The sequence below is a fragment of the Pedomonas sp. V897 genome, assembly GCF_051304405.1.
Lineage (GTDB): Bacteria > Pseudomonadota > Alphaproteobacteria > Sphingomonadales > Sphingomonadaceae > Pedomonas.
Genome location: NZ_JBPPGG010000002.1, coordinates 46,461 through 71,724, shown reverse-complemented (window position 1 = coordinate 71,724; position 25,264 = coordinate 46,461). Strand labels below are relative to the sequence as shown.

At 66.1% G+C, this 25,264-nt stretch carries 23 protein-coding genes and 1 tRNA gene; 8 read left to right on the top strand and 16 right to left on the bottom strand.

The features are described 5' to 3' along the window. Positions 1–22: 22 nt before the first annotated feature. From fabF to fabD, 4 genes are all read right to left on the bottom strand, one after another. Positions 23–1,285, bottom strand: a complete 1,263-nt coding sequence (fabF, locus tag ACSJJU_RS06410; protein ID WP_435914474.1) for a beta-ketoacyl-ACP synthase II — start codon at positions 1,283–1,285, stop codon at positions 23–25. Positions 1,286–1,423: 138 nt separating this feature from the next. Then, positions 1,424–1,660 carry an acyl carrier protein gene (locus ACSJJU_RS06405; RefSeq protein ID WP_435914473.1) on the bottom strand — a complete coding sequence of 79 codons (237 nt, stop codon included), beginning with the start codon at positions 1,658–1,660 and terminating at the stop codon, positions 1,424–1,426. Positions 1,661–1,822: 162 nt separating this feature from the next. Beyond that, on the bottom strand, positions 1,823–2,560 hold the full coding sequence (fabG, locus tag ACSJJU_RS06400; RefSeq protein WP_435915071.1) for a 3-oxoacyl-[acyl-carrier-protein] reductase: 738 nt from the start codon (positions 2,558–2,560) through the stop codon (positions 1,823–1,825). 34 nt (positions 2,561–2,594) lie between these two features. Then, entirely contained in the window at positions 2,595–3,533 is a 939-nt protein-coding gene (gene fabD, locus ACSJJU_RS06395) for an ACP S-malonyltransferase (RefSeq protein WP_435915070.1), read from the bottom strand. Positions 3,534–3,826: 293 nt separating this feature from the next. On the opposite strand from fabD, the gene ACSJJU_RS06390 reads away from it, so the two are divergent. The 7 genes from ACSJJU_RS06390 to ACSJJU_RS06360 all read left to right on the top strand — a co-directional run bounded on the left by ACSJJU_RS06390 (position 3,827) and on the right by ACSJJU_RS06360 (position 11,014). Next, positions 3,827–4,957 (top strand): tetratricopeptide repeat protein, encoded by a 1,131-nt coding sequence (locus ACSJJU_RS06390; protein WP_435914472.1) that lies wholly within the window; start codon positions 3,827–3,829, stop codon positions 4,955–4,957. Between the two features lie 153 nt (positions 4,958–5,110). After that, entirely contained in the window at positions 5,111–5,524 is a 414-nt protein-coding gene (rpsF, locus tag ACSJJU_RS06385) for a 30S ribosomal protein S6 (RefSeq protein ID WP_435914471.1), read from the top strand. A gap of 14 nt (positions 5,525–5,538) precedes the next feature. Continuing rightward, positions 5,539–5,763, top strand: a complete 225-nt coding sequence (gene rpsR / locus ACSJJU_RS06380) for a 30S ribosomal protein S18 (protein ID WP_435914470.1) — start codon at positions 5,539–5,541, stop codon at positions 5,761–5,763. Between the two features lie 12 nt (positions 5,764–5,775). Then, the gene (rplI, locus tag ACSJJU_RS06375; RefSeq protein WP_435914469.1) at positions 5,776–6,360 is read left to right on the top strand and encodes a 50S ribosomal protein L9; all 585 of its coding nucleotides are present in this window, start codon (positions 5,776–5,778) and stop codon (positions 6,358–6,360) included. A 211-nt stretch (positions 6,361–6,571) separates the two neighbouring features. Further along, positions 6,572–8,065 carry a replicative DNA helicase gene (locus ACSJJU_RS06370; protein WP_435914468.1) on the top strand — a complete coding sequence of 498 codons (1,494 nt, stop codon included), beginning with the start codon at positions 6,572–6,574 and terminating at the stop codon, positions 8,063–8,065. Between the two features lie 251 nt (positions 8,066–8,316). Beyond that, positions 8,317–8,931, top strand: a complete 615-nt coding sequence (locus ACSJJU_RS06365) for a PEP-CTERM sorting domain-containing protein (RefSeq protein WP_435914467.1) — start codon at positions 8,317–8,319, stop codon at positions 8,929–8,931. A 241-nt stretch (positions 8,932–9,172) separates the two neighbouring features. Continuing rightward, positions 9,173–11,014, top strand: a complete 1,842-nt coding sequence (locus ACSJJU_RS06360; RefSeq protein ID WP_435914466.1) for a tetratricopeptide repeat protein — start codon at positions 9,173–9,175, stop codon at positions 11,012–11,014. Between the two features lie 594 nt (positions 11,015–11,608). On the opposite strand, the gene rmuC is transcribed toward ACSJJU_RS06360, so the two are convergent. The 11 genes from rmuC to purB all read right to left on the bottom strand — a co-directional run bounded on the left by rmuC (position 11,609) and on the right by purB (position 22,378). Then, entirely contained in the window at positions 11,609–13,156 is a 1,548-nt protein-coding gene (gene rmuC / locus ACSJJU_RS06355) for a DNA recombination protein RmuC (RefSeq protein WP_435914465.1), read from the bottom strand. A 298-nt stretch (positions 13,157–13,454) separates the two neighbouring features. Next, positions 13,455–15,833, bottom strand: a complete 2,379-nt coding sequence (pheT, locus tag ACSJJU_RS06350; RefSeq protein WP_435914464.1) for a phenylalanine--tRNA ligase subunit beta — start codon at positions 15,831–15,833, stop codon at positions 13,455–13,457. Then, positions 15,830–16,948, bottom strand: coding sequence for a phenylalanine--tRNA ligase subunit alpha (gene pheS, locus ACSJJU_RS06345; RefSeq protein WP_435914463.1), 1,119 nt, complete (start codon positions 16,946–16,948; stop codon positions 15,830–15,832). Before pheS ends, pheT begins: the two co-directional genes overlap by 4 nt. A gap of 241 nt (positions 16,949–17,189) precedes the next feature. Further along, entirely contained in the window at positions 17,190–17,546 is a 357-nt protein-coding gene (rplT, locus tag ACSJJU_RS06340) for a 50S ribosomal protein L20 (protein WP_259278304.1), read from the bottom strand. 21 nt (positions 17,547–17,567) lie between these two features. Further along, on the bottom strand, positions 17,568–17,771 hold the full coding sequence (gene rpmI / locus ACSJJU_RS06335) for a 50S ribosomal protein L35 (protein ID WP_435914462.1): 204 nt from the start codon (positions 17,769–17,771) through the stop codon (positions 17,568–17,570). 167 nt (positions 17,772–17,938) lie between these two features. Further along, on the bottom strand, positions 17,939–18,286 hold the full coding sequence (locus ACSJJU_RS06330) for a cupin domain-containing protein (protein WP_435914461.1): 348 nt from the start codon (positions 18,284–18,286) through the stop codon (positions 17,939–17,941). Between the two features lie 149 nt (positions 18,287–18,435). Further along, positions 18,436–18,714 carry a translation initiation factor IF-1 gene (infA, locus tag ACSJJU_RS06325; protein ID WP_435914459.1) on the bottom strand — a complete coding sequence of 93 codons (279 nt, stop codon included), beginning with the start codon at positions 18,712–18,714 and terminating at the stop codon, positions 18,436–18,438. Positions 18,715–19,080: 366 nt separating this feature from the next. Next, positions 19,081–19,293: a cold-shock protein gene (locus ACSJJU_RS06320; RefSeq protein WP_435914458.1), complete on the bottom strand. Its 213-nt coding sequence runs from the start codon at positions 19,291–19,293 to the stop codon at positions 19,081–19,083. 272 nt (positions 19,294–19,565) lie between these two features. Next, on the bottom strand, positions 19,566–19,997 hold the full coding sequence (locus ACSJJU_RS06315; RefSeq protein WP_435914456.1) for a VOC family protein: 432 nt from the start codon (positions 19,995–19,997) through the stop codon (positions 19,566–19,568). Between the two features lie 47 nt (positions 19,998–20,044). After that, a complete protein-coding gene (hisN, locus tag ACSJJU_RS06310; RefSeq protein ID WP_435915069.1) occupies positions 20,045–20,815 on the bottom strand; it encodes a histidinol-phosphatase in 771 nt (256 codons plus the stop codon). A 258-nt stretch (positions 20,816–21,073) separates the two neighbouring features. Beyond that, entirely contained in the window at positions 21,074–22,378 is a 1,305-nt protein-coding gene (gene purB, locus ACSJJU_RS06305) for an adenylosuccinate lyase (RefSeq protein WP_435914455.1), read from the bottom strand. Between the two features lie 226 nt (positions 22,379–22,604). On the opposite strand from purB, the gene ACSJJU_RS06300 reads away from it, so the two are divergent. After that, a tRNA-Ser gene (locus ACSJJU_RS06300) sits at positions 22,605–22,695 on the top strand. Between the two features lie 266 nt (positions 22,696–22,961). On the opposite strand, the gene ACSJJU_RS06295 is transcribed toward ACSJJU_RS06300, so the two are convergent. Then, the gene (locus ACSJJU_RS06295) at positions 22,962–24,965 is read right to left on the bottom strand and encodes a S9 family peptidase (protein ID WP_435914453.1); all 2,004 of its coding nucleotides are present in this window, start codon (positions 24,963–24,965) and stop codon (positions 22,962–22,964) included. Positions 24,966–25,264: the final 299 nt, after the last annotated feature.

The following is a 25,264-nucleotide window of genomic DNA, read 5'->3' as shown; positions in this document are numbered from 1 at the left end:
TGTTTCCGGTGATCTGGCGGGATCAGACCGCCTTGAAGATGACCGTGGCGTTGGTGCCGCCGAAGCCGAAGCTGTTGGAGAGGACGGCCTTCACCTTCCGCTCCTTGGCCTTGTGCGGCACCAGATCGACGCCCAGGCACCCTTCCGACGGGTTGTCGAGGTTGAGGGTGGGCGGCACGATCTGGTCGCGCATGGCGAGGATGGAGAAGATCGCCTCCACCGCGCCTGCGGCGCCCAGCAGGTGGCCGATGGCCGACTTGGTGGACGACATGGACACGTTGCCGATGGCGTTGCCGAACAGGCGGCGCACGGCGCCCAGCTCGATCTCGTCGCCCAGCGGCGTCGAGGTGCCGTGGGCGTTGATGTAATCGATGTCTTCCGGGTTCATGCCGGCGCGGCGCAGGGCCATTTCCATGGAGCGGTAGCCGCCCGAGCCGTCCTCGGCCGGGGCCGTGACGTGGTAGGCGTCGCCGGTCAGGCCGTAGCCGACGATTTCGGCATAGATCTTGGCGCCGCGCTTCTTGGCGTGCTCGTATTCCTCCAGCACGACGCAGCCCGCGCCTTCGCCCATCACGAAGCCGTCGCGGTCCTTGTCGTAGGGACGGGAGGCCCGCTCGGGTTCGTCGTTGAAGGCGGTGGAGAGGGCGCGCGCCTGGGCGAAGCCGGCGATGCCCAGCGGGCAGATGGCCGATTCCGCACCGCCCGCCACCATGATGTCCGCGTCATCGAGCATGATGAGGCGGGCCGCGTCACCGATGGCGTGGGCACCGGTGGAGCAGGCGGTCACCACGGCGTGGTTCGGGCCGCGCAGGCCGTACTTGATGGAGACCTGGCCGGAGACCAGGTTGATGAGCCGGCCGTGGACGAAGTGCGGCGACACGCGGCGCGGGCCGTTCTTGAACAGGTTGACCGATTCCTTCTCGATGCCCGGCAGGCCGCCGATGCCCGAGCCGATGAGCGTGCCGGCGCGCAGGCTGGTGGCCTCGTCCAGGTCGGTCAGGCCGGCATCTTCCAGCGCCTGTCCGGCGGCATCGATGCCGTAGACGATGAAGGGATCGACCTGACGCTGGATCTTGTGATCCACGCGCTTGTTGGCGTCGAAGGTCATTCCGGTGCCGTCACCGCGCTTTACTTCGCAGGCGATGCGGCAGGCGTAGCCTTCGGGATCGAAGATAGTGATCGGACCGGCACCCGACTTGGACGCCAGCAGATTAGACCAGGTGGTCTCGACGCTGCCACCCAGCGGGGTCACCATGCCCAATCCGGTCACGACGACACGACGCATGTCTCCGCCTCCTTCAACTTACAAGTCCATCCGAACACGGTGCGCGGCCGGACCTTGATTAAAACGAGAACGGCCCCCCATGCCTGGAGGGCCGTGAATCTCACTCCGTCACGGGCAAAACAACACCCATGCGGACTCTTACTGCGCGTTCGCCTGGATGTAGTCGATCGCGTCCTTCACGGTCAGGATCTTCTCGGCGGCGTCGTCCGGAATTTCAACCCCGAATTCCTCTTCAAACGCCATGACCAGCTCGACCGTATCGAGGCTGTCCGCGCCCAGATCGTCGATGAAGCTGGCGGTCTCGGTCACCTTGGAGGCGTCCACGCCCAGGTGCTCGACAACGATCTTCTTCACGCGTTCGGCGATATCGCTCATCTCTCGTCCCTTATTCTTAACGAGGTTGTTCCGGCGGCGGTTGCCAATTTCGCATCCACCATTCGGGCTGGCACTAATCCGACGAACGGCTCGTGACAAGCCCAAAAAGCGTCAATCCTCTGATCGAATTGACAGTATAACGCTCTTACCCGCCAAAAGGCCTTAGATCATGGCCATGCCACCGTTGACATGCAAGGTCTGACCGGTGACGTAGCCCGCCTCGCGGGAGGCGAGGTAGACCACTGCGGCGGCCACGTCGGCGCCCTCGCCGAGGCGGCCGGCCGGGATCTTGCCCATGAGGGCGGCCTTCTGGTCGTCGCTCAGCGCGTCGGTCATCGGCGAGGCGATGAAGCCCGGCGCCACGCAGTTCACGGTGATGCCGCGGCTGGCCACTTCCTGCGCCAGCGCCTTGGACATGCCGATGAGGCCGGCCTTGGAGGCGGCGTAGTTCACCTGGCCCGGGTTGCCGGTCACACCGACGATGGAGGTGATGTTGATGATGCGGCCGAAGCGGGCCTTCATCATCGGCTTCACCGCCGCGCGGCTGATGCGGAAGGCCGCTTCCAGGTTCACCTGGAGCACCTGGGCCCAGTCCTCGTCCTTCATGCGCAGGATGAGGGTGTCGCGGGTGATGCCCGCGTTGTTGACCACGATGTCGAGGCCGCCGAGCGCCTCGATGGCGGCGGGCACCAGCCCCTCCACCGCTGCGGGGTCGGAGAGGTTGCACGGCAGGATGACCGGGTCGTTCGGCAGCTTCGCCGCCACTGCTTCCAGCGCCTCGCGGCGGGTGCCCGAGAGGGCGACGCGCGCGCCGTGGGCGGCCAGGCTTTCGGCCATGGCGCTGCCGAGGCCGCCGGAGGCGCCCGTCACGAGGGCGCGCAGCCCGTCAAGCTTGAACAAAGACATCACGATTCTCCTTGAATGACGGCTGCGGTCAGAGGGTCTTGAGGAAGGCCTCGACGTCGTCCGGCGTCTCGATGGACAGGGCGGTCACGTCGCGGTTGATGCGCTTGACGAGGCCGGAGAGCACCTTGCCCGCGCCGCACTCCACGAAGGTGTCGACGCCAAGGCGGACCATCTCCTCCACGCTTTCGCGCCAGCGCACCGCGCCGGTCACCTGCTCGACCAGCTGGCGGCGGATGTCTTCCGGGTCGGAGACCGGGGCGGCGGTCACGTTGGCGACCACCGGCACGAACGGGGCGCGGATGGAAGCCTCCGCCAGCGCCTCGGCCATGCGGTCGGCGGCGGGCTGCATCAGCGGGCAGTGGAAGGGGGCGGACACCGGCAGCAGCAGCGCGCGCTTGGCACCCTTGGTCTTGGCGATCTCGATGGCCCGCTCGACGGCCGCCTTGTGGCCGGAGACCACCACCTGGCCCGGCGCGTTGTCGTTGGCGGCGGTGCAGACTTCACCCTGCGCCGCCTCGGCGGCCACCGCCTGCGCCTCGGGCAGGTCTAGCCCGAGCAGGGCCGCCATGGCGCCCTCGCCCACCGGCACGGCGGCCTGCATGGCCTGGCCGCGCAGCTTCAGCAGCCGCGCGGTGTCGGCGATTTCGAACGCACCGGCCGCCGCCAGCGCCGAATACTCGCCCAGGCTGTGGCCGGCCACGTAGGCGGCCTTGTCGGCCAGGCGAACCCCGGCGTCCTTCTCCAGCACCCGCACCACGGCCAGCGAGACGGCCATGATCGCCGGCTGGGCGTTCTCGGTCAGGGTGAGCTCGTCGCTGGGCCCCTCCAGCATCAGGCGGCTGAGATTCTGCTTCAGCGCCTCGTCCACCTCTCCGAATACATCGCGAGCGGTCTGGCTGGCGTCGCGCAGCGCCTTGCCCATGCCGACGGCCTGACTGCCCTGTCCCGGAAATACGAATGCCCGCACCAAGTCCTGCACTCCCTGCAATGGTGTCCGTGTGTGTGTTCGGTTTGATATGCGGGCATATACGAAGGCGCAACGGCCGGGCAAGGCTGGATGCATGGAAACCGGGGCGGGCCGTATGGCGTTCTCCATTTGCGAACAACCACCCGTTGACCCCGTTGCAGGAACGGTCAATCGAACTTTTTTCTTTGCCTGAGCGGCCCGAATGGTATGTTCGCGCTTCGGCTCGGCCAAGGTAGGTGGAAAAATAAGCCATCCGGGCCAACCAATCGGTAATAAAATTACGTGAGGCTGCAATGTTCCGAGTTCCGACCCTAGGATTGGCCCTGGCGCTGGCCACCGCGTCTCCGATCGCCCTGGTTGCTGTTTCCACCCCGGCGGTGGCGCAGCAGCTCAGCCAGGCGGTGGGCAAACCGCTCCAGGACGCCATGGCCGCTGCCAAGAAGCGCCAGACTGCGGTTGCGACCGCCAAGATCGAGGAAGCCCGCAAGGCCGCCAAGACGGACTTCGAGAAGAAGAAGGTGGGCGAGGCTGCGGCCTACGTCTACACGTCCACCGGTCAGTTTGCGGCGGCCGCGAAGGAGCTTGAGGCTGTCGGCGCCACGCCGAACCAGATCGCTCCGCTCTACTATCAGGCCGGCCAGTACCAGAAGGCCGTGCAGGTTGCGTCCAAGTCGACCAGCGCCGACATGCAGCTGATCGTGGCGCAGTCCTACGTGAAGCTGAATCAGCACGCCCAGGCCGCTTCGGCCTACAAGAAGCTGATCGCCTCCGGCGGCCCGAAGAAGCAGTATCTGGAAGGCCTTGCCGGCGCCCAGTACCGCGCGGGTGACAAGGAAGGCTACCTCAAGACCGTCGAGCAGCTGATCCGCGTCGACCCGTCGCCCGCCAACTGGAAGGCGCTGCTGTACAACCTGCGCGGCGAGCAGATGCCGCCGGCCGCCAAGCTCGGCCTGTACCTGCTGATCGACGCCACCGGCAATCTCGACTCGGTCACCGAGTACAACGAGTACGTCCAGCTGGCCGCCACCAATGGCGCGCCGGGCCTTGGCTACCAGGCCATGAAGGCGGGCATCGAGAAGGGCAAGCTGCCGAACGATGCGCGCACCCAGAACACCCTGAAGGGCGTCGAGACCCGCGCCAGCCAGGCCCAGGCCCAGGTGGCCAAGATGGCCGCGTCCAAGAACCCGGCGGACCTGCTGACGGCGGGCAAGACCTACTACGGCCTCGGCCAGTATGACGTGGCCGCCGCCACCTTCGCCAAGGCCGGCTCCACGCCGGAGGCGCTGCTGCTGAAGGGCATCGCCCAGGTGCGCGCCGGTCAGGCCGCCGCCGCCAAGGCGACTCTGGCCCAGGTGAAGGGCAAGGGCTTCGAGGAAGTGGCCTCGCTGTGGTCGCTGTACTCCAGCACCAAGAAGGCCGCCTGATTTATCCTTGCGTTCCTGCCGCAGTTGCGGCATGAGACAACCCTCATGGCGGGGAGCCTTTGCCGGTTCCCCGCCATGTGTTTTTCCCGCAGCCAGCCGGAGGGGTGACCGGATTGCCCGGCACCAGCGATCGGCAACAGAGGAGAGCAGCACATGCCGTTTTACGAGCATGTCTTCCTGGCCCGCCAGGACCTTGCGACCGCCCAGGTCGATGGTCTGGCCGACCAGTTCACGAAGATCGTCGAGGCCGGCGGTGGCAAGGTCACCAAGACCGAGTACTGGGGCCTGAAGACCATCGCCTACCGCATTCGCAAGAACCGCAAGGCCCACTACGTCCTGTTCAACATCGAAGCGCCCGCCGCCGCCGTGGCCGAGCTGGAGCGCAACGTGGCGCTGAACGAAGACGTGCTGCGGTACATGACCATCCGCGTTGACGAGCTGGAAGCCGGCCCGTCGGCCATGATGCGCAAGCACGACCGCGAGCGCGGCGAGCGTGGTGAACGTGGCGAACGCGGCGAGCGCGGCGAACGCGGCGAGCGCGGCGAACGCCGTGGTCCGCGGCACTAAGGAGGCCTTGAGCTATGGCAAAACCGTTTTTCCGTCGGCGCAAGAGCTGCCCGTTCTCGGGCAAGAACGCGCCCAAGATCGATTACAAGGACGTCCGTCTGCTGAGCGGCTTCGTGTCGGAGCGCGGCAAGATCGTCCCCTCGCGCATCACGGCGGTTTCGACCAAGAAGCAGCGTGAGCTGGCCCGGGCCATCAAGCGCGCCCGTCACATCGGCCTGCTGCCGTTCCTGGTCCAGTAAGGAGGCGCCCCCATGGAACTGATCCTTCTGGAACGGGTTGAGAAGCTCGGCACCATCGGCGACATCGTGTCGGTGAAGCCGGGTTACGCCCGCAACTACCTGCTGCCGAAGCGCAAGGCGCTCCGCGCCACCGAGGAGAACAAGCGGTTCTTCGAGGCCCAGCGCGCCCACATCGAGGCCGAGAACCAGAAGCGCCGCGAGGCTGCCGCCGAGCAGGCCACCAAGGTTGCCGGCAAGGCGATCGTCCTCATCCGTCAGGCCGGCAACACCGGCCTGCTCTACGGTTCGGTGTCGAGCCGCGACATCGCCGAGACCCTCTCCGAGGCCTCGGGCGTCGCCATCGCCAAGAGCCAGGTCGTGCTCGATCGTCCGATCAAGTCGCTTGGCCTGTACACCGTCCGCATTGCCCTGCACCCCGAGGTGGTCGAGACCATCACGGTCAACGTGGCCCGCTCGCACGATGAAGCCGAGCTCCAGGCCAAGGGCGTGGACGTGACCAAGGAAGCGGAAGAAGTGGAAGAAGCGCCGGTGGAAGAGACCGCCGAGGCCGAAGCCGCTCCGGAAGCTGCCGAGGGCGACGAGGCTGCCGAGGCGTAAGCCTCTTCGGCCTTGCAAGGTTTGGAAAAGCGCCGTCCGGTCCTCCGGGCGGCGTTTTTCTTTGCCCCCTCCCCGGCTGGTTCCGCGGGTTTGCCGCCGCAGGAAAGGAACAAACCACGAACGCTCGCCGTTCATTTTCCGGCTTTCGTCTCAAGGCGCGAGGCGAGGCCCTTGGGTTTGGCGTCGCAAGCGTGTAGGTTCCTGAGTCCCTATGGCACTCGCACCTGTCCCTTCTCCGTCGCATGCCGACGCTCTGGCGAGCGTCAGCCTCCCCCACAACCTGGAGGCTGAGCAGGCTCTGCTGGGCGCGCTGCTCATCGACAACCGCCTGGTTGAGGACGTGCAGATCAAGCTGCGTCCCGAGCATTTCTACGAGGAGCTGCACGGGCGGATCTATTCCGCCATTCTGCGGACGGTGGACCGCAACCTGGTGGCGAATCCGGTCACGCTGAAGCCTCTGTTCGAGAAGGACGAGGCCATGGCCGAGCTGGGCGGCCCGGCCTACCTCGCGACTCTGGCGGCCAACACGGCGGCGCTGTTCGGCGCGCGGGACTTCGCCCAGCAGATCTACGACTTCGCCTTGTTGCGCGAACTGATTCGCGTCGGCCGCAGCATGGTGGAGCAGGCGCTCGATACCAGCCGCGACCTCGACCCGCAGGCCCAGATCCAGGAGGCCGAAGTCGCCCTCTACAAGGTGGCGGAGCAGGGCGAGATCTCCGGCGGCATGAAGGAGTTCCGCGACGCCACCCGCATCGCGGTGGAGATCGCCGAGAAGGCCTACAAGTCGGGCGGCCACCTGTCGGGCATCACCACGGGCCTCACCTCGCTCAACGAGAAGATGGGCGGCCTGCACAACTCGGACCTCATCATCCTTGCCGGACGCCCCGGCATGGGCAAGACCGCGCTCGCCACCAACATCGCCTTCGCGGCGGCCCAGCGGGCGCGGCTGGACGTGTCCCAGGGTGTGCCGCTGGAGAAGTCCTCCGGCGCGGCGGTGGCGTTCTTCAGCCTCGAAATGTCCGCCGACCAGCTGGCCACCCGTATCCTCGCCGAGGAGAGCGGCATCTCGGGCGAGCTGCTCCGCATGGGCAAGATCAACGAGCAGCAGTTCCTCAAGCTCGCCCGCGCCGCGCAGGAGCTGGAAGACCTGCCGCTCTACATCGACGATACCCCGGGCCTCACCATCGCGGCGCTGCGCACCCGCGCCCGCCGCATGAAGCGCCAGAAGGGCATCGGCCTGATCGTGGTCGACTACCTCCAGCTGCTTCAGGGCTCCGGCCGGGCCGGCGGCGACGGCAACCGCGTGCAGGAGCTGTCGGAGATCACCCGAGGGCTCAAGACCCTCGCCAAGGAGCTGAACGTTCCGGTGATCGCCCTCTCCCAGCTCTCCCGTCAGGTGGAAAACCGCGAGGACAAGCGGCCCCAGCTCGCCGACCTGCGCGAATCCGGCTCCATCGAGCAGGACGCGGATATCGTGCTGTTCGTCTATCGCGACGAATACTACCACGCGCAGAAGAAGCCGGAGGAAGGCACGGACAAGTTCATCCAGTGGATGGAAAAGGGCGAGCGCATCCGCGGCCGCGCCGAGATCATCGTCGCCAAGCAGCGTCACGGCGCCACCGGCATCGTCAACGTGCACTTCCACAAGGAAACCACCAAGTTCGCCGACCTGGCGGAAGAAGACCACCTGCCCGAACAGTTCTGAGCCCGCCCGCCGCGCCGGGAGTCCGGAGGGGGCCGCCCTCCCCCGCGCCTGCGCGGAAGAGCCGGCGTGGTTCAACAGAAAATGCAGGGAAAGTCTGTCCGGATTAACCGCGATTTTGTTTCGCGAGTGTCGGAGAGATTGACAGGGCGACGATCAAATTAACCATTTTCAACTGATATATTTGAAATATTTCAACTGGCATTTGTTTTGCTTCCAGCACGATGCAACCCACACTTGCATCGGAGAGCAAAATGAAATCGTTACTGGCTGCCACATTTTTTGTGACCACGGCCCTGGCGTTCGCCCCTGCCCATGCGGACATCATCGATTTCGAGGGCGTGGTGATCGATAACCTGTCTCTGGCCGAGGCCCCCATCCCCAACGGATATGCCGGACTGAACTGGGAGAATGTGTACGCGATTCTGGGGCCGGCCTTGCCTGGCACGGGTTACGAAAATGGCGTCGTCTCCGGAGAAAAAGCCGCCATCTCCACATACGTTGGCCCTGTGCTCATCAAGGCCCCATCCGGCACCTTCACCTTCGAGGGCGGATGGTTCACCTCCGGCCGGTTTGAAACCGGCACCGCCTATGTGACCGGTTACCTGGATGATGGCGATGAGTTGCCGGACATTTCGGTGGACTTCGCCATCACGTCCTCCGCGCCGGTGTTTCTGGACGTGAGCTGGAGCGGTCTGAAAATGCTCACCTTCGGCGCCCTGAACGACGACATCGCCGTGCTGGATGACCTGCGCATTTCCTTCGATCGCACGGCCCCCGTCGAAGCCGTCCCCGAGCCTCTGACCCTTGGCCTCCTCGGCACGGGCCTGCTCGGCCTCGCCGGAACCCGGCAGCGGCGGAAGCGCTGACCGCGCTGGATCGTGGTCTTCGTCAGCGTTCTTCCTTGTGCGTTCCTTCGGCGTGTGTGTTCTCTGGGGGGGGAAGGGCACCAGGACGCCGCTTCCCGGCGTTGCGGCGAACTGCGGTGTCCTTTCCCCTACGGCGTGCAACCACAAGTAGGCCCGCGCGTTTCCGGCGCCCAGAGGGCTCGTCTGCCTGTGTCTACTTTTCCTGTGTCTCCAGGTCGCCCTCTGAAAGGCATGGGTCGTCATGCAAGGAGCACGCCGCCCCCTGAAGTGGCTTGTCACGGTCCTTCCCGTGTGCGCCGTCGCGGGCCTCACCGCCAGCACCGCGCCGAATTCCCTCCTCCAGCCCTCACAGGCCGCGCTGGACGCGCTTGACCCCACCGCCCAGCTGCGCCAGCTCTGCGGCGGCACAGGAGCACCCGGCACCACCCTGCGCCAGCGGTTGCAGGCCGCCCTCGCCTTCAGCCGGGCAGCGCAGGCGCGCGAGCCGAACGCCGATGCCCCGCAGCCTCCGCCCCTGCTGGAAGGGCTGGAGTCCGTCCATGTCCCCGTCACCACCTCCAACCCCCTGGCGCAGCGCTATTTCGATCAGGGACTGGCCCTCACCTACGGCTTCAACCACGCCGAGGCGATCCGCTACTTCCGCGAGGCGCAGCGGCTCGACCCGCAGTGCGCCATGTGCTGGTGGGGCGAAGCCTTCGCCCACGGCCCCAACATCAACGCGCCGATGGACCCGGCGGTGAACGCCCGCGCCGTCGCTGTCGCCCGGTACGCAAACGCCATCGCCAGCCGCGCCACGCCGGCAGAACAGGCGCTGATCCGCGCCATCGCCATCCGCTACGCGCCGGAGACCTCCTCCGTCACCGCACCCGAGGCGCGCAAGGCCCTCGATCTGGCCTTCGCCGAGCAGATGCTGGAGGCCGCCCGCCAGTTCCCGCAGGACGACACCATCGCCGTGCTCGCCGCCGAGGCGGTGATGGACACCCAGCCGTGGGACTACTGGGAGGCGGACAAGAGCACCCCCAAGGGCCGCATCGGCGAGGCCATCGCGATTGTGGAGGCGGTGCAGGGCCGCAGCCCCGGCCACCCGCAGGCGAATCATCTCTACATCCACCTGATGGAAGCCTCGAACCACGCGCCGAAGGCGGAGCGCTACGCCGACAGTCTCGCGGCAAGGCCCCTGCCCGCGGCCGGACACCTGATCCACATGCCGGGGCACCTCTATTACCGCGTGGGGCGCTTCCGCGACTCCATTCGCGCCAACGTGGACGCCGCCGCGGCCGACGAGGCGTTTCTCAAAAACGCACCCCATGAAACGGGCCTCTACCGCTACGGCTACTACCCGCACAACGTGCACTTCCTCGTCAACTCAGCCCAGATGGCGGGAGACATGGAGACGGTCCTCACCCAGTCCCGCAAGCTCTCCACCATCGTCAGCGTGGAGGTGGCCGCGGCCATTCCCTGGGTGCAGCCCGTCAACGCCGCGCCCTACCTCGCCTATGCCCAATACGCCAGCCCGGCGGAAACCCTCGCCCTGCCCGCCCCGGACCCGCGCCTGCCCTACGTGACAGGCATGTGGCACTTCGCCCGCGCCGTCGCCCATGCCCAAAATCGCAACCGCTCCGGCGTTGAGAAGGAAGTGGCCGCCATCCGCAAGATCCGCGAGACCACCGACTTCAAGACCATGATCGACCAGGGCGTACCCGCCCCCGATCTGCTCCACATCGCCGAACGTGTCGCCGAAGCCCGCCTCGCCGCCGCCCTCGGCCAGAAGCAGGAGGCCATCCGCCTCTACCGGCAGGCCGTCGCCATCGAGGACACCATCCCCTACATGGAGCCGCCGTTCTGGTACTACCCCGTGCGCCAGTCCCTCGGCGCCGCCCTCTACGCCGCTGGCGACCACGAGGGCGCACGGCAGGCCTTCCTCGAAGCCCTCGCCCAGGCCCCCAACAACGGCTGGGCCCTCTACGGCCTCATGACTACCCAACACGCCCTCGGCGACACCCCCGGCGCCAAAGCCACCGAAACCGCCTTCACCCGCACCTGGGCCGGAAACCCCCGCTGGCTGCGCATGGACCGGCTGTAAGGGGCGAGCAGGCGGGGTGGTTCCTTCGGGTTTGTTTATTTCAGGTTTGTTTATTGATTGCAGGAGGGTCTCGGACCCTCCTGCACCTCCCATTCATTTATCGGGCCGTGCGCGTGATGAAACGCTCAGCCAAATAACAGAATCCATTGGGCCGCGCCCTTCATGAAGGGTGCGACCCGGTCAACAAATCGGACGCGCCAACGGAAACCACCGCGCATCCAGAAAACCAAGAGTACAGCCCCGTTTCGGGGGCTCGCTCGGACACACGGCCCGATAAACAGGTTTCATCCGGACGCGCCCTTCATGAAGCGTGCGGCCCGACCCTCAAATCGGACGCGCCAACGGAAACCACCGCGCATCCAGAAAACCAAGTGTACAGCCCGTTTCAGCGGCTCGCTCGGACACACGGCCCGATAGACAGATTGCATCGGGACGCGCCCTTCATGAAGCCCATGGCCCAATGAATGAACCTGAGAAACAAGGGCCGCACCGGTTACCAGACGCGCGTCTCTATTGAATCGAATGGGAGGTGCAGGAGGGTCCGAGACCCTCCTGCATAAAACCCCGCAACAAACCCCGGAAAAGCTCCCCGAATTACTCCTCGGCGTCCGTTGTCACTTCGGCGGGTGGCAGGGAGACGGTGATTGCCTCGCCGCCGTCGAAGGTGAGGTCGCGGCCGCGCCGGTCCGGGTGGCGGACGGCCTGTTCGGACGGCTCCAGCACGGCCAGCGGTTCGGCCTGGGTTTCGAACTGGAGTTCGCCGAACTTGCGGGCCTGGGGCAGCACGTTGCGCTCGAGGCTGCCGACGAAGCCGTTGTACTTCTTCACCACCTGATCCACCGCCTTGCCGAGGTCGGCCACGTGGCTGCCCATGGTGCGCAGGCGGTTGTACAGTTCCTTGCCCATGTGGCCGATCTGCTCGGCCTGTTCGGCCAGCTTTTCCTGTTGCCACACGTGGCAGACGGTGCGGGCGATGGCGATGAGGTTGGTGGGGGTGGCCAGCAGCACGCGGCGCTCGAAGGCGAAGTCCCAGAGTTCCGGGTCCACCTCCAGCGCGGCGGTGACAAAATGCTCGCCGGGGACGAACATGACCACGAAATCCGCCGCCTTGCCGAATTGCCGCCAGTATTCCTTGCGGCCCAGCTGCTCCGCATGGGTTTTCAGCGCCTTGGCGTGGGCCAGCAGGTGGGCGTGGCGCGCGGTCTCGTCGGTGGCCTCGGCGGCGTCGAGGAACGCCACCAGCGAGGTCTTGGCGTCCACGATCAGCTGGCGGCCGCCCGGCAGGTTGATGATGGCGTCCGGGCGCAGCGCGCCGTCCTCGCCCGCATCCACATGCACTTCGGTCTGGAAGTCCACGTAGGCGGACAGGCCCGCCATCTCCAGCACGTTGCGCAGCTGCTGCTCGCCCCAGCGTCCCCGTGCCTTGGGGCCGGACTTGAGCGCGTGCACCAGCTTCTGCGTCTCCGCCCGCAACTGGCTCTGGTCGTTCAGCATGGACTCGATCTGCTGCTTGAGGCTGCCGTAGGCCTCGACGCGGGCCTTCTCCACCTCGGTCATGCCCTTTTCGTAGCGGGCGAGCGTGTCCTTGACCGGGGTGAGCAGCGCTTCCAGCTCGGCGCGGGTCTTGGCGAGGTCCGCCGACGAGCCCTCGCGGTAGCGCTTCATGGTCTCCTCCGCCATGCGGAGGAACTGCGCCTCGTTCTGGCGCAGCGCCGTCGAGGCCAGCGCCTCGAAATCCTTCTGGAGCTGCCCGCGCACCTCCGTCAGTTGGGCGATCTGGGCGGCGATGGCCTGCTCGCGCTCCTGCGCCTGCGCTTCGAGGGCCGCCAGACGGGTTTGCAGCGCCATGCGCTCCTGCCGCTCGTGCTCCAGCGCGTCCCGGGCGTCATCCATCCGGGAGGCGATCTCGTCCGCCCGCTCCCGCGCCGCCCGCTCAAGCGCCTGCGCCTCCGCCATGCGGGTGCGGGCCTCCGCCGCCTCGCCGATCAGCCGCTCCTTCTCGGCGCGGGCGGCGTCAAGCTCGCCGCGAAGTGCCGCCAGCTCCGCCTTCGCGGCTGACTGACCACGGACCCACAGCAGCCAACCGGCTGCCAGTACGAGGGCGCCTCCGAAGAGCGCCGCAAGGATCGATTCATAGAACATAGCTCGAACATAGGCGATATGATCGGCCGTAGGAAAGTCCCCAAAGCACGCCTTGTGGTCGAATATTGGTAACCGCCTGCAGCGGCTGGGTTTTCCTGTGGGGGCCGGAGTGCCTCACGCCCGCTTTTGCTTGTGGCGTTCGCGCCTGACCAGACGGCACCAGCAGGCAGAACAGGCCCGGCCCTCTCCACTCAACGCCAAAGAGCCGCGCCCTTTATGCAAGGACACGGCTCTTTGAGACGTCAGGGGGATTGTCAAGGGGGGCACAGCCCCCCTTAACTCAAACCCGAAGGGGAGATCACGCCCGCAGCGTTGCGCCCACCTTGCCGGCGGCGGCGATGATCTTGCCGGAGATCGCCTCCAGATCGGCATCGGTGAACGAGGCAGCGCCCGGCTGCAGGGTCACGGCGAGCGCGATGGACTTGTGGTCCTCCTCGACACCCGGGCCCTGGAACACGTCGAACACCTCGACGGCGGTGATGGCCTGCTTGTCCGCGCCCTTGACCGCCTGCACCAGCTTGCCCGCTTCCACGTCCGCCTTCACCACGAAGGCGAAGTCGCGCGAGACAGGCATGAGGTCGGACGGGGCGTACTTCGGCCGGGCGCGCTTCACCTGCTTCGGCTGCGGGATGGCGTCGAGGTAGATCTCGACGGCGATCACCGCGCCCTTGATGTCGAGCGCCTTGGCGACCTTCGGGTGCAGCTCGCCGAAGTGGGCGATCGGGTTGCGCGGGTCGAGCCGCAGCGTGCCGGAGCGGCCCGGGTGGAACCAGGCCGGGGCATCCACCGTCACCTGAAGCCGCTCGACGGGCGCGCCCGCGGCTTCCAGCACGGCCAGCGCCTCGGCCTTGGCGTCGAACACGTCGAATGCGGCGGCCTTCGCCTGCCAGTGGCGGGACTGCTTCTCGCCCGCCGCCACCAGCGCGAGGGTCGGCTTTTCGCCTTCCGTCAGGTAGCGCTTGCCCACCTCGAACAGGCGGACGGAGGCCGCGCCCCGGTCCCGGTTGCGGGCAGCGGCGCGGATGAGGCCCGGCAGCAGGCTCGGGCGCATCACGGCCATGTCCGCCGAGATGGGGTTGTCCAGCGTGAACGCGCCGCCGCCGAAGGGTTCGGCCTCGGCGGGCGCAATGAAGCTCCACGTCACCGCCTCGTGGAAGCCGCGGGCAGCAGCGGCGCGGCGGGCGCGGCGCTGCCGCAGCTGGGCGAAAGTGGCGGTCGGGCGGGCGACGCCTTCGGCGCGCGGCAGCGGCGTCGAGGGGATCCGGTCGTATCCCACCAGCCGCAGCACTTCCTCCACGATGTCGGCCGCGCCATCCACATCCTTGCGCCACGAGGGCACGCGGATGATCCAGGCGCCGGCCGCCTTGCTCTCGATGGTGAAGCCGAGGCGGGTAAGCGCCGCTTCCTGCTCGGCCTCGGGCACCGCAACGCCACCCAGCGTCCCGGCGCGGGCCGGGTTGTATACCACCGACCTGTCGAACGCGGGCACGGCGCCCGCCTTCGTCACGGTGGAGGCCTCGCCGCCGCACAGGTCCAGCACCATGCGGGTGGCCAGCTCCATGCCGGGCTCGATGAAGGCCGGGTCGATGCCGCGCTCGAAGCGGGCGCGGGCATCGGAGGTGAGGCCCAGCTTGCGGCCCGTCACGCCGATGCGCACCGGATCGAACGCCGCGCACTCGATGACCACGTCGGTGGTCGTCTCGGTGCAGCCGGACTCCTCGCCGCCCATGATGCCGCCAAGGCCCAGCGCGCGGGCGTCGTCGGCGATGACGACCATGGTCTCGTCGAGCGCGTAGGTCTTGCCGTTGAGCGCCAGCAACTCCTCGCCCGGCTTGCCCCGGCGGGCGGTCAGCCCCCCGGTCAGTTTGGCGAGGTCATAGACATGGAGCGGCCGGCCCCGGTCGATCATGACATACTGGGTGATGTCGACGAGCGCCGAGATGGGGCGCAGGCCGATGGCCTTGAGGCGGCGGGCCAGCCATTCCGGCGACGGCCCGTTCTTCACGCCGCGCACGAGGCGGCCGAGGAACACGGGGCAGCCGTCGCTGTCCTCGATGCGGATGGGCACCGGGTTCTCGAACGCGCCCGCCACCGGCGTGACCGCCGGGGTCTTGAGCGTGCCGAGGCCCGCGGCGGCCAGATCCCGGGCGATGCCGGCGACGCCCAGGCAGTCCTGCCGGTTCGGGGTGATGGCGATCTCGATCACCGGGTCGTTGAGGCCCAGCCACTCGACGTAGGACGTGCCGACCGGCGCATCGGCGGGTAGGTCGAGGATGCCGTCGCTGTCCTCCGACAGCTCCAGCTCGCGGCCCGAGCACATCATGCCCCGGCTCTCCACGCCGCGAATGGCGGAGATCTTGAGCGTCACGTCCAGCCCCGGCACGTAGGCGCCCGGCGGGCCGAACACGGCCTTCATGCCCGCGCGCGCGTTGGGCGCGCCGCAGACCACCTGCACCGGCTCGCCCTGGCCGATGTCCACCTTGCACACGCGCAGCTTGTCCGCGTTCGGGTGCTTCTCTGCTTCCAGAATGTGGGCGATGAGGAACGGAGCCAGCTTGTCCGCCGGGTTCTCGACGCCTTCCACCTCAAGCCCCAGCCGCACGAGGGCGGTGGTGATCTCCTCGAGCGAAGCGGTCGTGTCGAGGTGATCTTTCAGCCACGAAAGGGTGAATTTCATGCGCCCACTCCTCCCGAGAGCGTCGGGACATCAAGGAAACTGAAACCGTAGTGCCTGAGCCAGCGAAGATCCGCGTCGAAGAAGGCGCGCAGGTCGGTCATGCCGTACTTGAGCATGGCGAGGCGGTCGATGCCGCAGCCGAAGGCGAAGCCCTGCCACTCGTTGGGGTCGAGCCCGCAGTATTCCAGCACCCGGTTGTTGACCATACCGCAGCCGAGGATTTCCAGCCAGTCGCTGCCCTCGCCCACCTTCAGCTCGCCATTGCCCCACTGGCACTGCACGTCCACCTCGGCCGAAGGCTCGGTGAACGGGAAGTAGCTGGGACGCAGCCGCATGGTGATGGCATCCACCTCGAAGAAGGCCTTCACGAAGGTCTCTAGCGTCCACTTCAGGTGGCCCATGTGGATGCCCTTGCCGATGACCAGCCCCTCCACCTGATGGAACATGGGGGTGTGGGTGGCATCGGAATCGGAGCGGTACACCCGGCCCGGCGCGATGATGCGGATGATGTCACCCTCGCCATCGGCCTTCAGCTTGCCGGACTTCAGCGCCTCCGCCACGTCCACCATGGTCCGCACCTGCACCGGCGAGGTGTGGGTGCGCAGCACCAGCCGCTCGCCCTTCGCGTCCTCGGGGAAGTAGAAGGTGTCGTGCATGGCGCGGGCCGGATGCTCCGGCGGAATGTTCAGCGCGGTGAAGTTGTGCCAGTCGGTCTCGATCTCCGGGCCTTCCGCCACGGAGAAGCCGAGGTCGGCGAAGATCTCGGTCAGCTCGTCCATCACCTGCGAGATGGGGTGGATCGACCCCTTCGGGCTTGCCGGCGGCATCAGGGTCACGTCGCTGCGCTCGCTGGCGAGGCGGGCGTTCAGCGCCGCTTCCTCCAGCGCCGCCTTGCGCTCGGCCAACAGGTTCGTCACCCGCTCACGCAGGCCGTTGAACAGCGGGCCCTTCTCCTGCCGCTCCTCGGGGGAGAGCTTGCCCAGCGTTTTCAGAAGCGCGGTGACGCTGCCCGACTTGCCGAGCGCCCTCACCCGCACGTCCTCGATCTCCTGAAGCGTGGAGGCCGCGCCAATGGCGGCCGTCAGCTCCGCTTCCAATGCTGCAATATCGGTCATTGAAGTCCTGCCGAATGAAATCCAACCCCGTCGGGAGACCCGTCCGGAGACGCGCGCCCTCCATAAGGCAAAACCCTGCCGGAGCGCAAACATACTGGCGCAGAATTCGCGGGAATGGATGGAATGTTTCTGATGGCAGGGGAAACGCCCGCCGCAGGCGGCCCGAGGGGCAGAAGCGTCCCCAAATGCAAAAGGGGCCCCTTGCGGGACCCCTTCGGCAAATCCGGCAAACCCGGAAGACTTAGGCCAGAGCGGCCTGGGCCTTCTGGACCAGAGCCTTGAAGCTCTCCGGCTCGCGGACGGCGATGTCGGCCAGAACCTTGCGGTCCAGCTCGATCCCGGCCTTGTTCAGACCGTTGATGAACTGACCATAGGTGAAGCCGAGCTCGCGGCAGCCAGCGTTGATGCGCTGGATCCACAGGGCGCGGAAGTTGCGCTTCTTGGCCTTGCGGTCGCGGTAGGCGTACTGGCCGGCCTTTTCGACGGCCTGACGAGCGACCTTGATGGTATTCTTGCGACGGCCGTAGTAGCCCTTCGCCTGTTCCAGAACCCGCTTGTGGCGAGCGCGGGCGGTAACGCCCCTCTTAACACGTGCCATGTCAGATCTCCTTCGCTGGCCTTATGCGAGCCCGTAGGGCGCCCACTTCTTGATCGTGCGCGCGTTCGCGTCCGAAATGATCGCGGTGCCGCGATTCTGACGGATCTGCTTGGGCGTGCGCTTGATCATGCCGTGGCGCTTGCCGACCTGGCCGTGCTTGATCTTGCCGGAAGCGGTCATCTTGAAGCGCTTCTTGACGCCGCTCTTAGTCTTCAGCTTGGGCATTTTGCCTACCTCCTTATGCGGCCACGAGGACCGCTCCGGTTCGCATTACGGATCGCCACGGCAGCCCATATGAGCCGGGCGATCCCACTCGAAGGTTGCGCGTATACAAGGCGCGCCGCCGAAAGGCAACGACTTTCGCGCCCTGGCGGGCCCGCTCCGGGCCAGCCTCAGGCTTCACCGCCCTCCGGGCCCCAGAAGATCACCCAGGTCTCGAAATCGGGCGTGAAGTCAACGAAACGGTGCTCCGTCCCGGCCCGCACGAACAGCACGTCCCCCGCCTTGACGGGAACGCGCTCGCCCTCGTGGAGAAACCAGCCGGATCCCTCCCGGATGATGTACAGCTCGTCCTGCGCGTGGGGCTGCTGGGTATCGGCGCCGCGCGGGGCGAACAGCTCCACGCTCATGGTGCCGTGGGCAAGGGCGGTCACGAACGGCTGAGGCGCGCCCCTGAGCTGCTCCCGCAGCTCCGCCAGCCCCACATGCCACCGGCCAGGCCGGTTGTCGGCGTCCGCCATGTCCTCTCTCCACGCCACCCTGGAGCGCAAGGCCCCCGGAACGCAAGGAAAGCAGAGAAGCGGCTGGCACGCAACCATCCCCGCCCTGCTGCTTTCCTGGCGCGCCGCAGGCACCGCCGGCATGGGCCGGCGACGGCCGCACGCCTTCGTCAGCGGCGGCGCTGGCCGCCGCGCGCCGGCGGACGCGGCCCCATGGGCGCACCCCCGGCATCCTTGTGCCGGTAGATCAGACGTCCCTTCTCCAGGTCGTAGGGCGACATTTCCACGGTCACCCGGTCGCCGGCGAGGGTCTTGATCCGGTTCTTCTTCATCTTGCCCGCGGTATAGGCGATGATGATGTGGCCGGATTCAAGCTGCACGCGAAACCGCGCGTCGGGCAGAACCTCCAGCACGACACCCTCGAAGGGGATCATTTCTTCCTTGGCCATGGCCGGACTCTCCTTTCACTACAAACGCCTCACGGCCGAAAATTCGCCGCCGAGAAACGCACGGCGGCGCCCGGAGACGCGGCCTGCCCCGAGGGCGGGGCCACGTCTCCGAACGATGGGGTGCCGCGATCTCCAGGGTGCGGCCGCTGCAAGGGCCGCCCGAAAGCGCTACGGCAGGCTCGGGGGGCTGGTTCGGGTGCGCGAGGCCGGGTCTTGCGCCCGAACCCGTCCGCTTGGGCGCAAGGCCGGATGCTCCCCGGCCCCCGAATGGTCTGGCCGGGCACATCAACGGCCGGGAGCCTCCCGGTCCCTGAGCCTCTCCCCTGCCGGGCGCGCCGGCCGGGGAGCAAATGTCAGCGGTCTTGCTTAATCAGCCGCCTGAAGGTTGACAGCGGACGACTTGCGCGAGCGCGGGTCCGTCTGCACCTCGAAGGACAGCCGCTGCCCTTCCACCAGGCTCCGCATACCGGCCCGCTCTACCGCGGTGGCGTGCACGAACACGTCGTTTCCGCCCTCTTCCGGCTGAATGAAGCCGTATCCTTTGGTTCCATTATACCACTTAACGGTGCCAACAATCATAAGTCGTCCTTTCAAGAGAAGCTCGAATACGAGGCAAAGGCCCAAATGCGCTGCAACGCGACACAAAAAGATCGGCCAGAAGGAAGGAAGAATGTAATCGCGCCTGCGCCCAACGGTTCCGGGCGCGGACAAAGACATCAACAATCCGGCCCTGGCGACCGGCCCCTTGGCTATGCCTGCCAAATGCGGCTTTAGCAAGACAATACCGCCCGAGGGGATACCGCCCGCCCGTCCCCCTGCGCGTTCCGGGGATGCGGCGGCATCTCCCTGTATTAACCGGCTGTCTCGCCCAGCGGCTGGCCGAAACTGAACTCCACCACCGCGCCGTCTGGGTCGTAGACACCGCAATAGGTCCCCACCGGCCAGGGCTCGGATTTCACCGGCCAGGCCAGCCGCCCCTCCCGCTCGGCCCGGGCGGCGATGGCCTCCACCTCCGCCAGCGAGTCGACGGCGATGCCGATATGGCTGAAATCCTGCGGCGGCTGCTCGCGCCCGTGTCCGCCCGGCAGCAGCACGATGACGAAACGCCGGTCCTGACCCGGGGCCGCCATCCACACCACCCGCGCCCCGTCTTTGCCGGTGGCCCGCTCATGGGCGACATGCAGGCCGCAATAGTCGCGATAGAAGGCAAGGCTCGCCTCAAGGTCGCGGACGTGCAATGCCACATGGGTCAGCTTCCGGGGCATGATGCCAATGTAGTGCATCCGCGACGGCGCACCAACCGCCGGCGGGCGCGCCGGGCCGCCCGCCCCTACCCGGACACGTCGCCGAGGAGGGCCTCGAGCAGCCGGGGGTCGCCGCAGGCGATGACCTTGCCATCACTCTTCGCGGTCAGCGGCGCGCCGTGCCAGTCGCGCATCAGGCCGCCCGCGCCCTCCACCACCGGCACCAGCGCCGCGAAGTCATAGAGCTTCAGGTTGGACTCGATCACGATGTCGATGAATCCCGAGGCCAGCAGCCCGTAGTTGTAGCAGTCCCCGCCCCACACGGTGGCGCGCGCCTGCCGCCGGAAGGTCTCGAACACCGCCAGCTCGTCCGGGTTCAGCAGCTCGGGCGCGGTGGTGGCAAGCACGGCGGAGGCCAGGGTTTCGCACGGCCGCGTGGTGGTGGGCGCGTTGTTGAACCAGGTGATCTGGCCCTTGACGCCAATCCAGCGGTCGCCGGTGATCGGCTGGTCGATGATGCCCACCACCGGCACGCCCTGATACAGGAGCGCGATCAAGGTGCCGAAGATGGGCCGGCCGGTCATGAACGACTTGGTGCCGTCGATGGGGTCCAGCACCCACACCCAGTCCGCATCCTCGCGCTCATTGCCGTACTCCTCGCCGACGATCCCGTCGTCCGGGCGGTAACGGTTGATGAGGGCGCGCATGGCGGCCTCCGCCTCCCGGTCGGCAATGGTGACCGGCGAGGCGTCAGACTTGATGTCGATATCGATCGGCGCCCGGTAATAGCGGCGCAGCACCGGCCGGGCGGCATCCGCCAGCGACACGGCGAAATCCACGATCTCCTGCGGCACCAAAACGATGGGGTCTGACACGCCTGTTCTGCCTTCCCTTGCCGGTAAAATAGACCGGCTCTCTATTCATGCCCTGCGCGCAACCGTCAAGCCCACCACCCGCAGGGGAACGTGTCCGCATGTTGTGCAGGAGGGACCCGGCCCCTCCTGGCCCCCAACAGGAAAGGGCCGCGCCCCTTATGAAGGACGCGGCCCTTGAAACGACAAGGGGGTGCAGGGGGATGACAGATCCCCCCGCAAAACCCCTTTCAACGTCAACCCTTACGCTTCCCCGAACACGCGGCGGAAGATGGTGTCCACGTGCTTCAGATGGTAGCCGAGGTCGAACAGCTCCTCCAGCTGCTCGGTCGAGAGCTTGCTGGTCACGGTTTCGTCCTGCTTCAGCAGGTCGAGCAGCTGGAGCTGGCCGTCGGATTCCCACACCTTCATGGCGTTGCGCTGCACGAGGCGGTAGGCATCCTCGCGGGAGACGCCCGCCTGGGTGAGCGCCAGCAGCACGCGCTGGGAGTGGACGAGGCCGCCCATCTTGTTGAGATTCTTCAGCATCCGCTCCGGGTAGACCACCAGCTTGTCGATGACGCCGGTGAGGCGGGCGAGCGCGAAGTCGAGGGTGATGGTGGCATCCGGGCCGATGAAGCGCTCGACCGAGGAGTGGGAGATGTCGCGCTCGTGCCACAGGGCGACGTTCTCCATCGCCGGGAAGGCGTAGGAGCGCACCATGCGGGCGAGGCCCGTCAGGTTCTCGGTCAGCACCGGGTTGCGCTTGTGCGGCATGGCCGACGAGCCCTTCTGGCCCGGCGAGAAGTATTCCTCCGCCTCCAGCACCTCGGTGCGCTGGAGATGGCGGATCTCGACGGCGACGCGCTCGATGGACGAGGCGATGACGGCCAGCGTCGCGAAGAACATGGCGTGGCGGTCACGCGGGATCACCTGGGTGGAGACGGGCTCCGGCTCCAGGCCCAGCTTCTTCGCCACATGCTCCTCGACGCGCGGGTCGATGTTGGCGAAGGTGCCGACGGCACCGGAGATGGCGCAGGTGGCCACTTCCTTGCGGGCGGCAACCAGGCGTTCCCGGCAGCGGGAGAACTCGGCGTAGGCCTCGGCCATCTTGAGACCGAAGGTGACCGGCTCGGCATGGATGCCGTGCGAGCGGCCGATGCACGGCGTCATCTTGTGCTCGAAGGCGCGGCGCTTGAGGGCGGCCAGCAGCTCGTCGATGTCGGCGAGCAGGATGTCCGCGGCGCGCACCAGCTGGACATTGAGGCAGGTGTCCAGCACGTCGGAGGAGGTCATGCCCTGGTGGACGAAGCGAGCCTCGGGGCCGACGAACTCCGCCAGCGAGGTGAGGAAGGCGATCACGTCGTGCTTCACCTCGCGCTCGATCTCGTCGATGCGCTGGATGTCGAAGTTGCCACGCTCCCACACGGCCTTGGCGGCCTCCTTCGGGATGACGCCCAGCTCCGCCAGGGCGTCACAGGCGTGGGCTTCGATCTCGAACCAAATGCGGAACCTGGCCTCAGGCTCCCACAACGCGGTCATGGCAGGACGCGCATAGCGAGGGATCATGGCAACTCTCTTCGGCAGTAGCGGAAACTCGCGCGCTGCCTAACAGAGCCGGGACGGATCGGCAAGCGGACAGCGTTCCCCGCCAGACCGGCCCGGCCGGCCGGCCACCGGGGCGGATTGCAAAAATTTCGCCTGATGTGAAAGACGGGCTTCGGTTTCCCTTGCCTGACGCGTTCAGATGAGTATAGTGCGCGCCGCTTCCAGGCACTTGCTGACAACAGCATGCGGAGAGGTGGCCGAGTGGTCGAAGGCGCTCGCCTGGAAAGTGAGTATACGGCAAAACCGTATCGCGGGTTCGAATCCCGCCCTCTCCGCCACTGACCATCCCCAAAGCCCTCCAGCCCTCCCCGGATTTCCTCGCGTTTGGCCGTTTCCGGCTCGTCTTTGCTCTCATTGGACCCTGGTGAGCGCCCCAAAGCCTGCTCTGCAAGGGACATTCGGGGGCACTGGCTTGAGAAACGGGGAGCACACGACGCTGCAAGCCCCGGCAGCGTCAACAGCGCGGGATATCCCGCCCTCTCCTCCTGATCCGCCTTAACGGCCACAGAAATCAACGCGATCCGGCCAATCCGGGCCGGAAAAGCTAGGAATTCCCTTCTTTTCCCTCGCGTTTTCCTTCAAGTGCCTGCCGAAGGCCCGGCACATATTCGGCTCCCGCTTTCACGTCGACGTGCGAATTGACGAGATCGTCGCCGAAGGGTTCCACGGGTCCCCCAAGACACTGTGAAAGAAAATGTTCCGCGATTGCAGCGAAGGAAATGTTGCTTTCATCCTTGGCATAAACGTGCCCTTCGTCCGGATAAAAGACGTAGGTAACCGGCTTGCCCCGTGCTGTCAGTGCATCCACGATTTCCTGTGACTGATCGGGGAAGACGCGCGGATCGTTCGCCCCGTTCGTGACCAGGAGCGGCTTTGTGATCGCGTCCACACGGGAGACCGGGGAGCGCCGGAACAGGTCTTCAGCGCCTTCCGGCGTGGACGGATCGCCTATCCGGTTGAGAAACTGCGGCTTCTGCCAGCTCCACCATTCCGGAATCGACTCGGTGAGTCGAACCAGATTGCTTGGCCCCGCCATATCGATACCGCACTGAAACGTCTCAGGCGTAAAGCTGAGCGAAACAAGTGTCGCGTAGCCACCGTAAGACAGCCCCATGACGGCAACGCGGTCTCTGGTCGTCACCCCTTTGGCAATCGCCCACTCGACCGCATCGATCAGATCATCATGCATCGTCTCGGACCATTTCCGGTCCGCCTTGGCCATGAAAGCACTTCCGAAACCACTGGATCCGCGGAAATTGACCGACAGAACCGCATATCCCCGGTCCGCAAGCCAGGCATGTTGCGGATCGAACGACTGGTCGTCACGCAGCCAGGGCCCGCCGTGGACGAGAAGGACAAGGGGCACCGGCTTTTCCAGCAACCCATCTTCACCGAACTTGGTAAATGTCGGGAGGGTAAGATAGCTTGGCAGATCAAACCCGTCCCGCGATCTGATAATGACGGGCAGGCGCCGCGCAATCCTGTGCTTGTCGAGCTCCGGGCGGGTCGAAACCAGCGGCGTTACAACACGCCTTTTCCGATCCCACCAACTGTAACGGTCGGCATGGTTTGGAACGGTTTCAAGGAGGAGCCATCGGGCGTTATCCGGTGTCTGCCCAACGATCCGGAATGGACCTGAAGCTGCAGCTTCAAGGGCCGCGAATTCGGCGCGCACATCATCCGAACGCACTGTCCATTCACTCACAAGCGGATCTTCGCGGGTCGCGAGCAGTGTACCCCTCTGCGGGTCAATCAATGGCTCGATGATGTCTGCATGGCGGGCTTCGGCCATCACGGTTTTCTTGCCGGTGGAAATATCGATCGAAACCAGGTTCGCCTTGTCCGCCCCCCGGCTGTCGAGCATCATGAGACGGCCCTCTGCATTCAATCCAAGCGGCTTGGAGTTTCGCAGAGAAAACAGGGGCACCGTCAGGAATTCCGTCGGCCCGGCGGGGTCAAAACGGAAATAGGACCACGATCCATCCCTGCCGGTCCGTATGCCGACACGGATGTTAAGATCAGGGTCTGCAATGAAATCAATATACTGCCCGTCATTGCGGAAAACCTCCCTGCGCTTTCCGCTTTTCAGGTTGATCCGGTAGACGTCTTTGTACCGCGGGTCTCTGATGTTCATGCCGACGAGTATTTCGTCCGGAAATCTGGACGACAGCTTGATGATTTTCGTCTGCACGTCCGGATCGTTCGTGGCGTTGACAACGCTCCGTGTACTCAAATTCGCGATCCAGAGCTGGCTATGCTCTTCACCGCCAACATCCTTCAAGATGAGTATGTAGCGGCCGTCCGCGCTCCACTGGAAAGAAGCCGGGGGACGATTGTCAAAGCGCGTCAAGGGGGCGGCGGCGTTGAGGTCGTCAATTGGTGCGACCCAGACATTGAGCACCCCATTCAGGGGATGGAGGAAGGCAAGTTTCTTCCCATCCGGACTGATCTGAAAATCGGAGTATGTGGGAGCCGTAAAAAGCGCCTTACGTGGAATGAGGGAATATTGCTCCCTGGTTTCCGCCTGTGCCCACGTGACCGGTGGCAAACTGCCCATCCCCAGGCAAGCCACAGCGGCAATCAGGGCGCCACGCCCCATACGGCAAAGAAGGGATGACCGCCAAACGTGAGGCTTCACACTCAGGCTCCCGAACTCGATCGCGCTTCCCGTCAGGGAAATCGAGGGAAGGCGGACAGGCTCTCAACTGGAACAGATTGCAGAAAGCTTTCAATTGGCGCCAATACGGTTTTCGGATCAATCGATGCGCACTCGATGAAGGCTCGATTGAATGCGCCGCTCGGCGCGCTGAAACGGCGGCACCACCGTCCACACGCGCCGCGCGATGC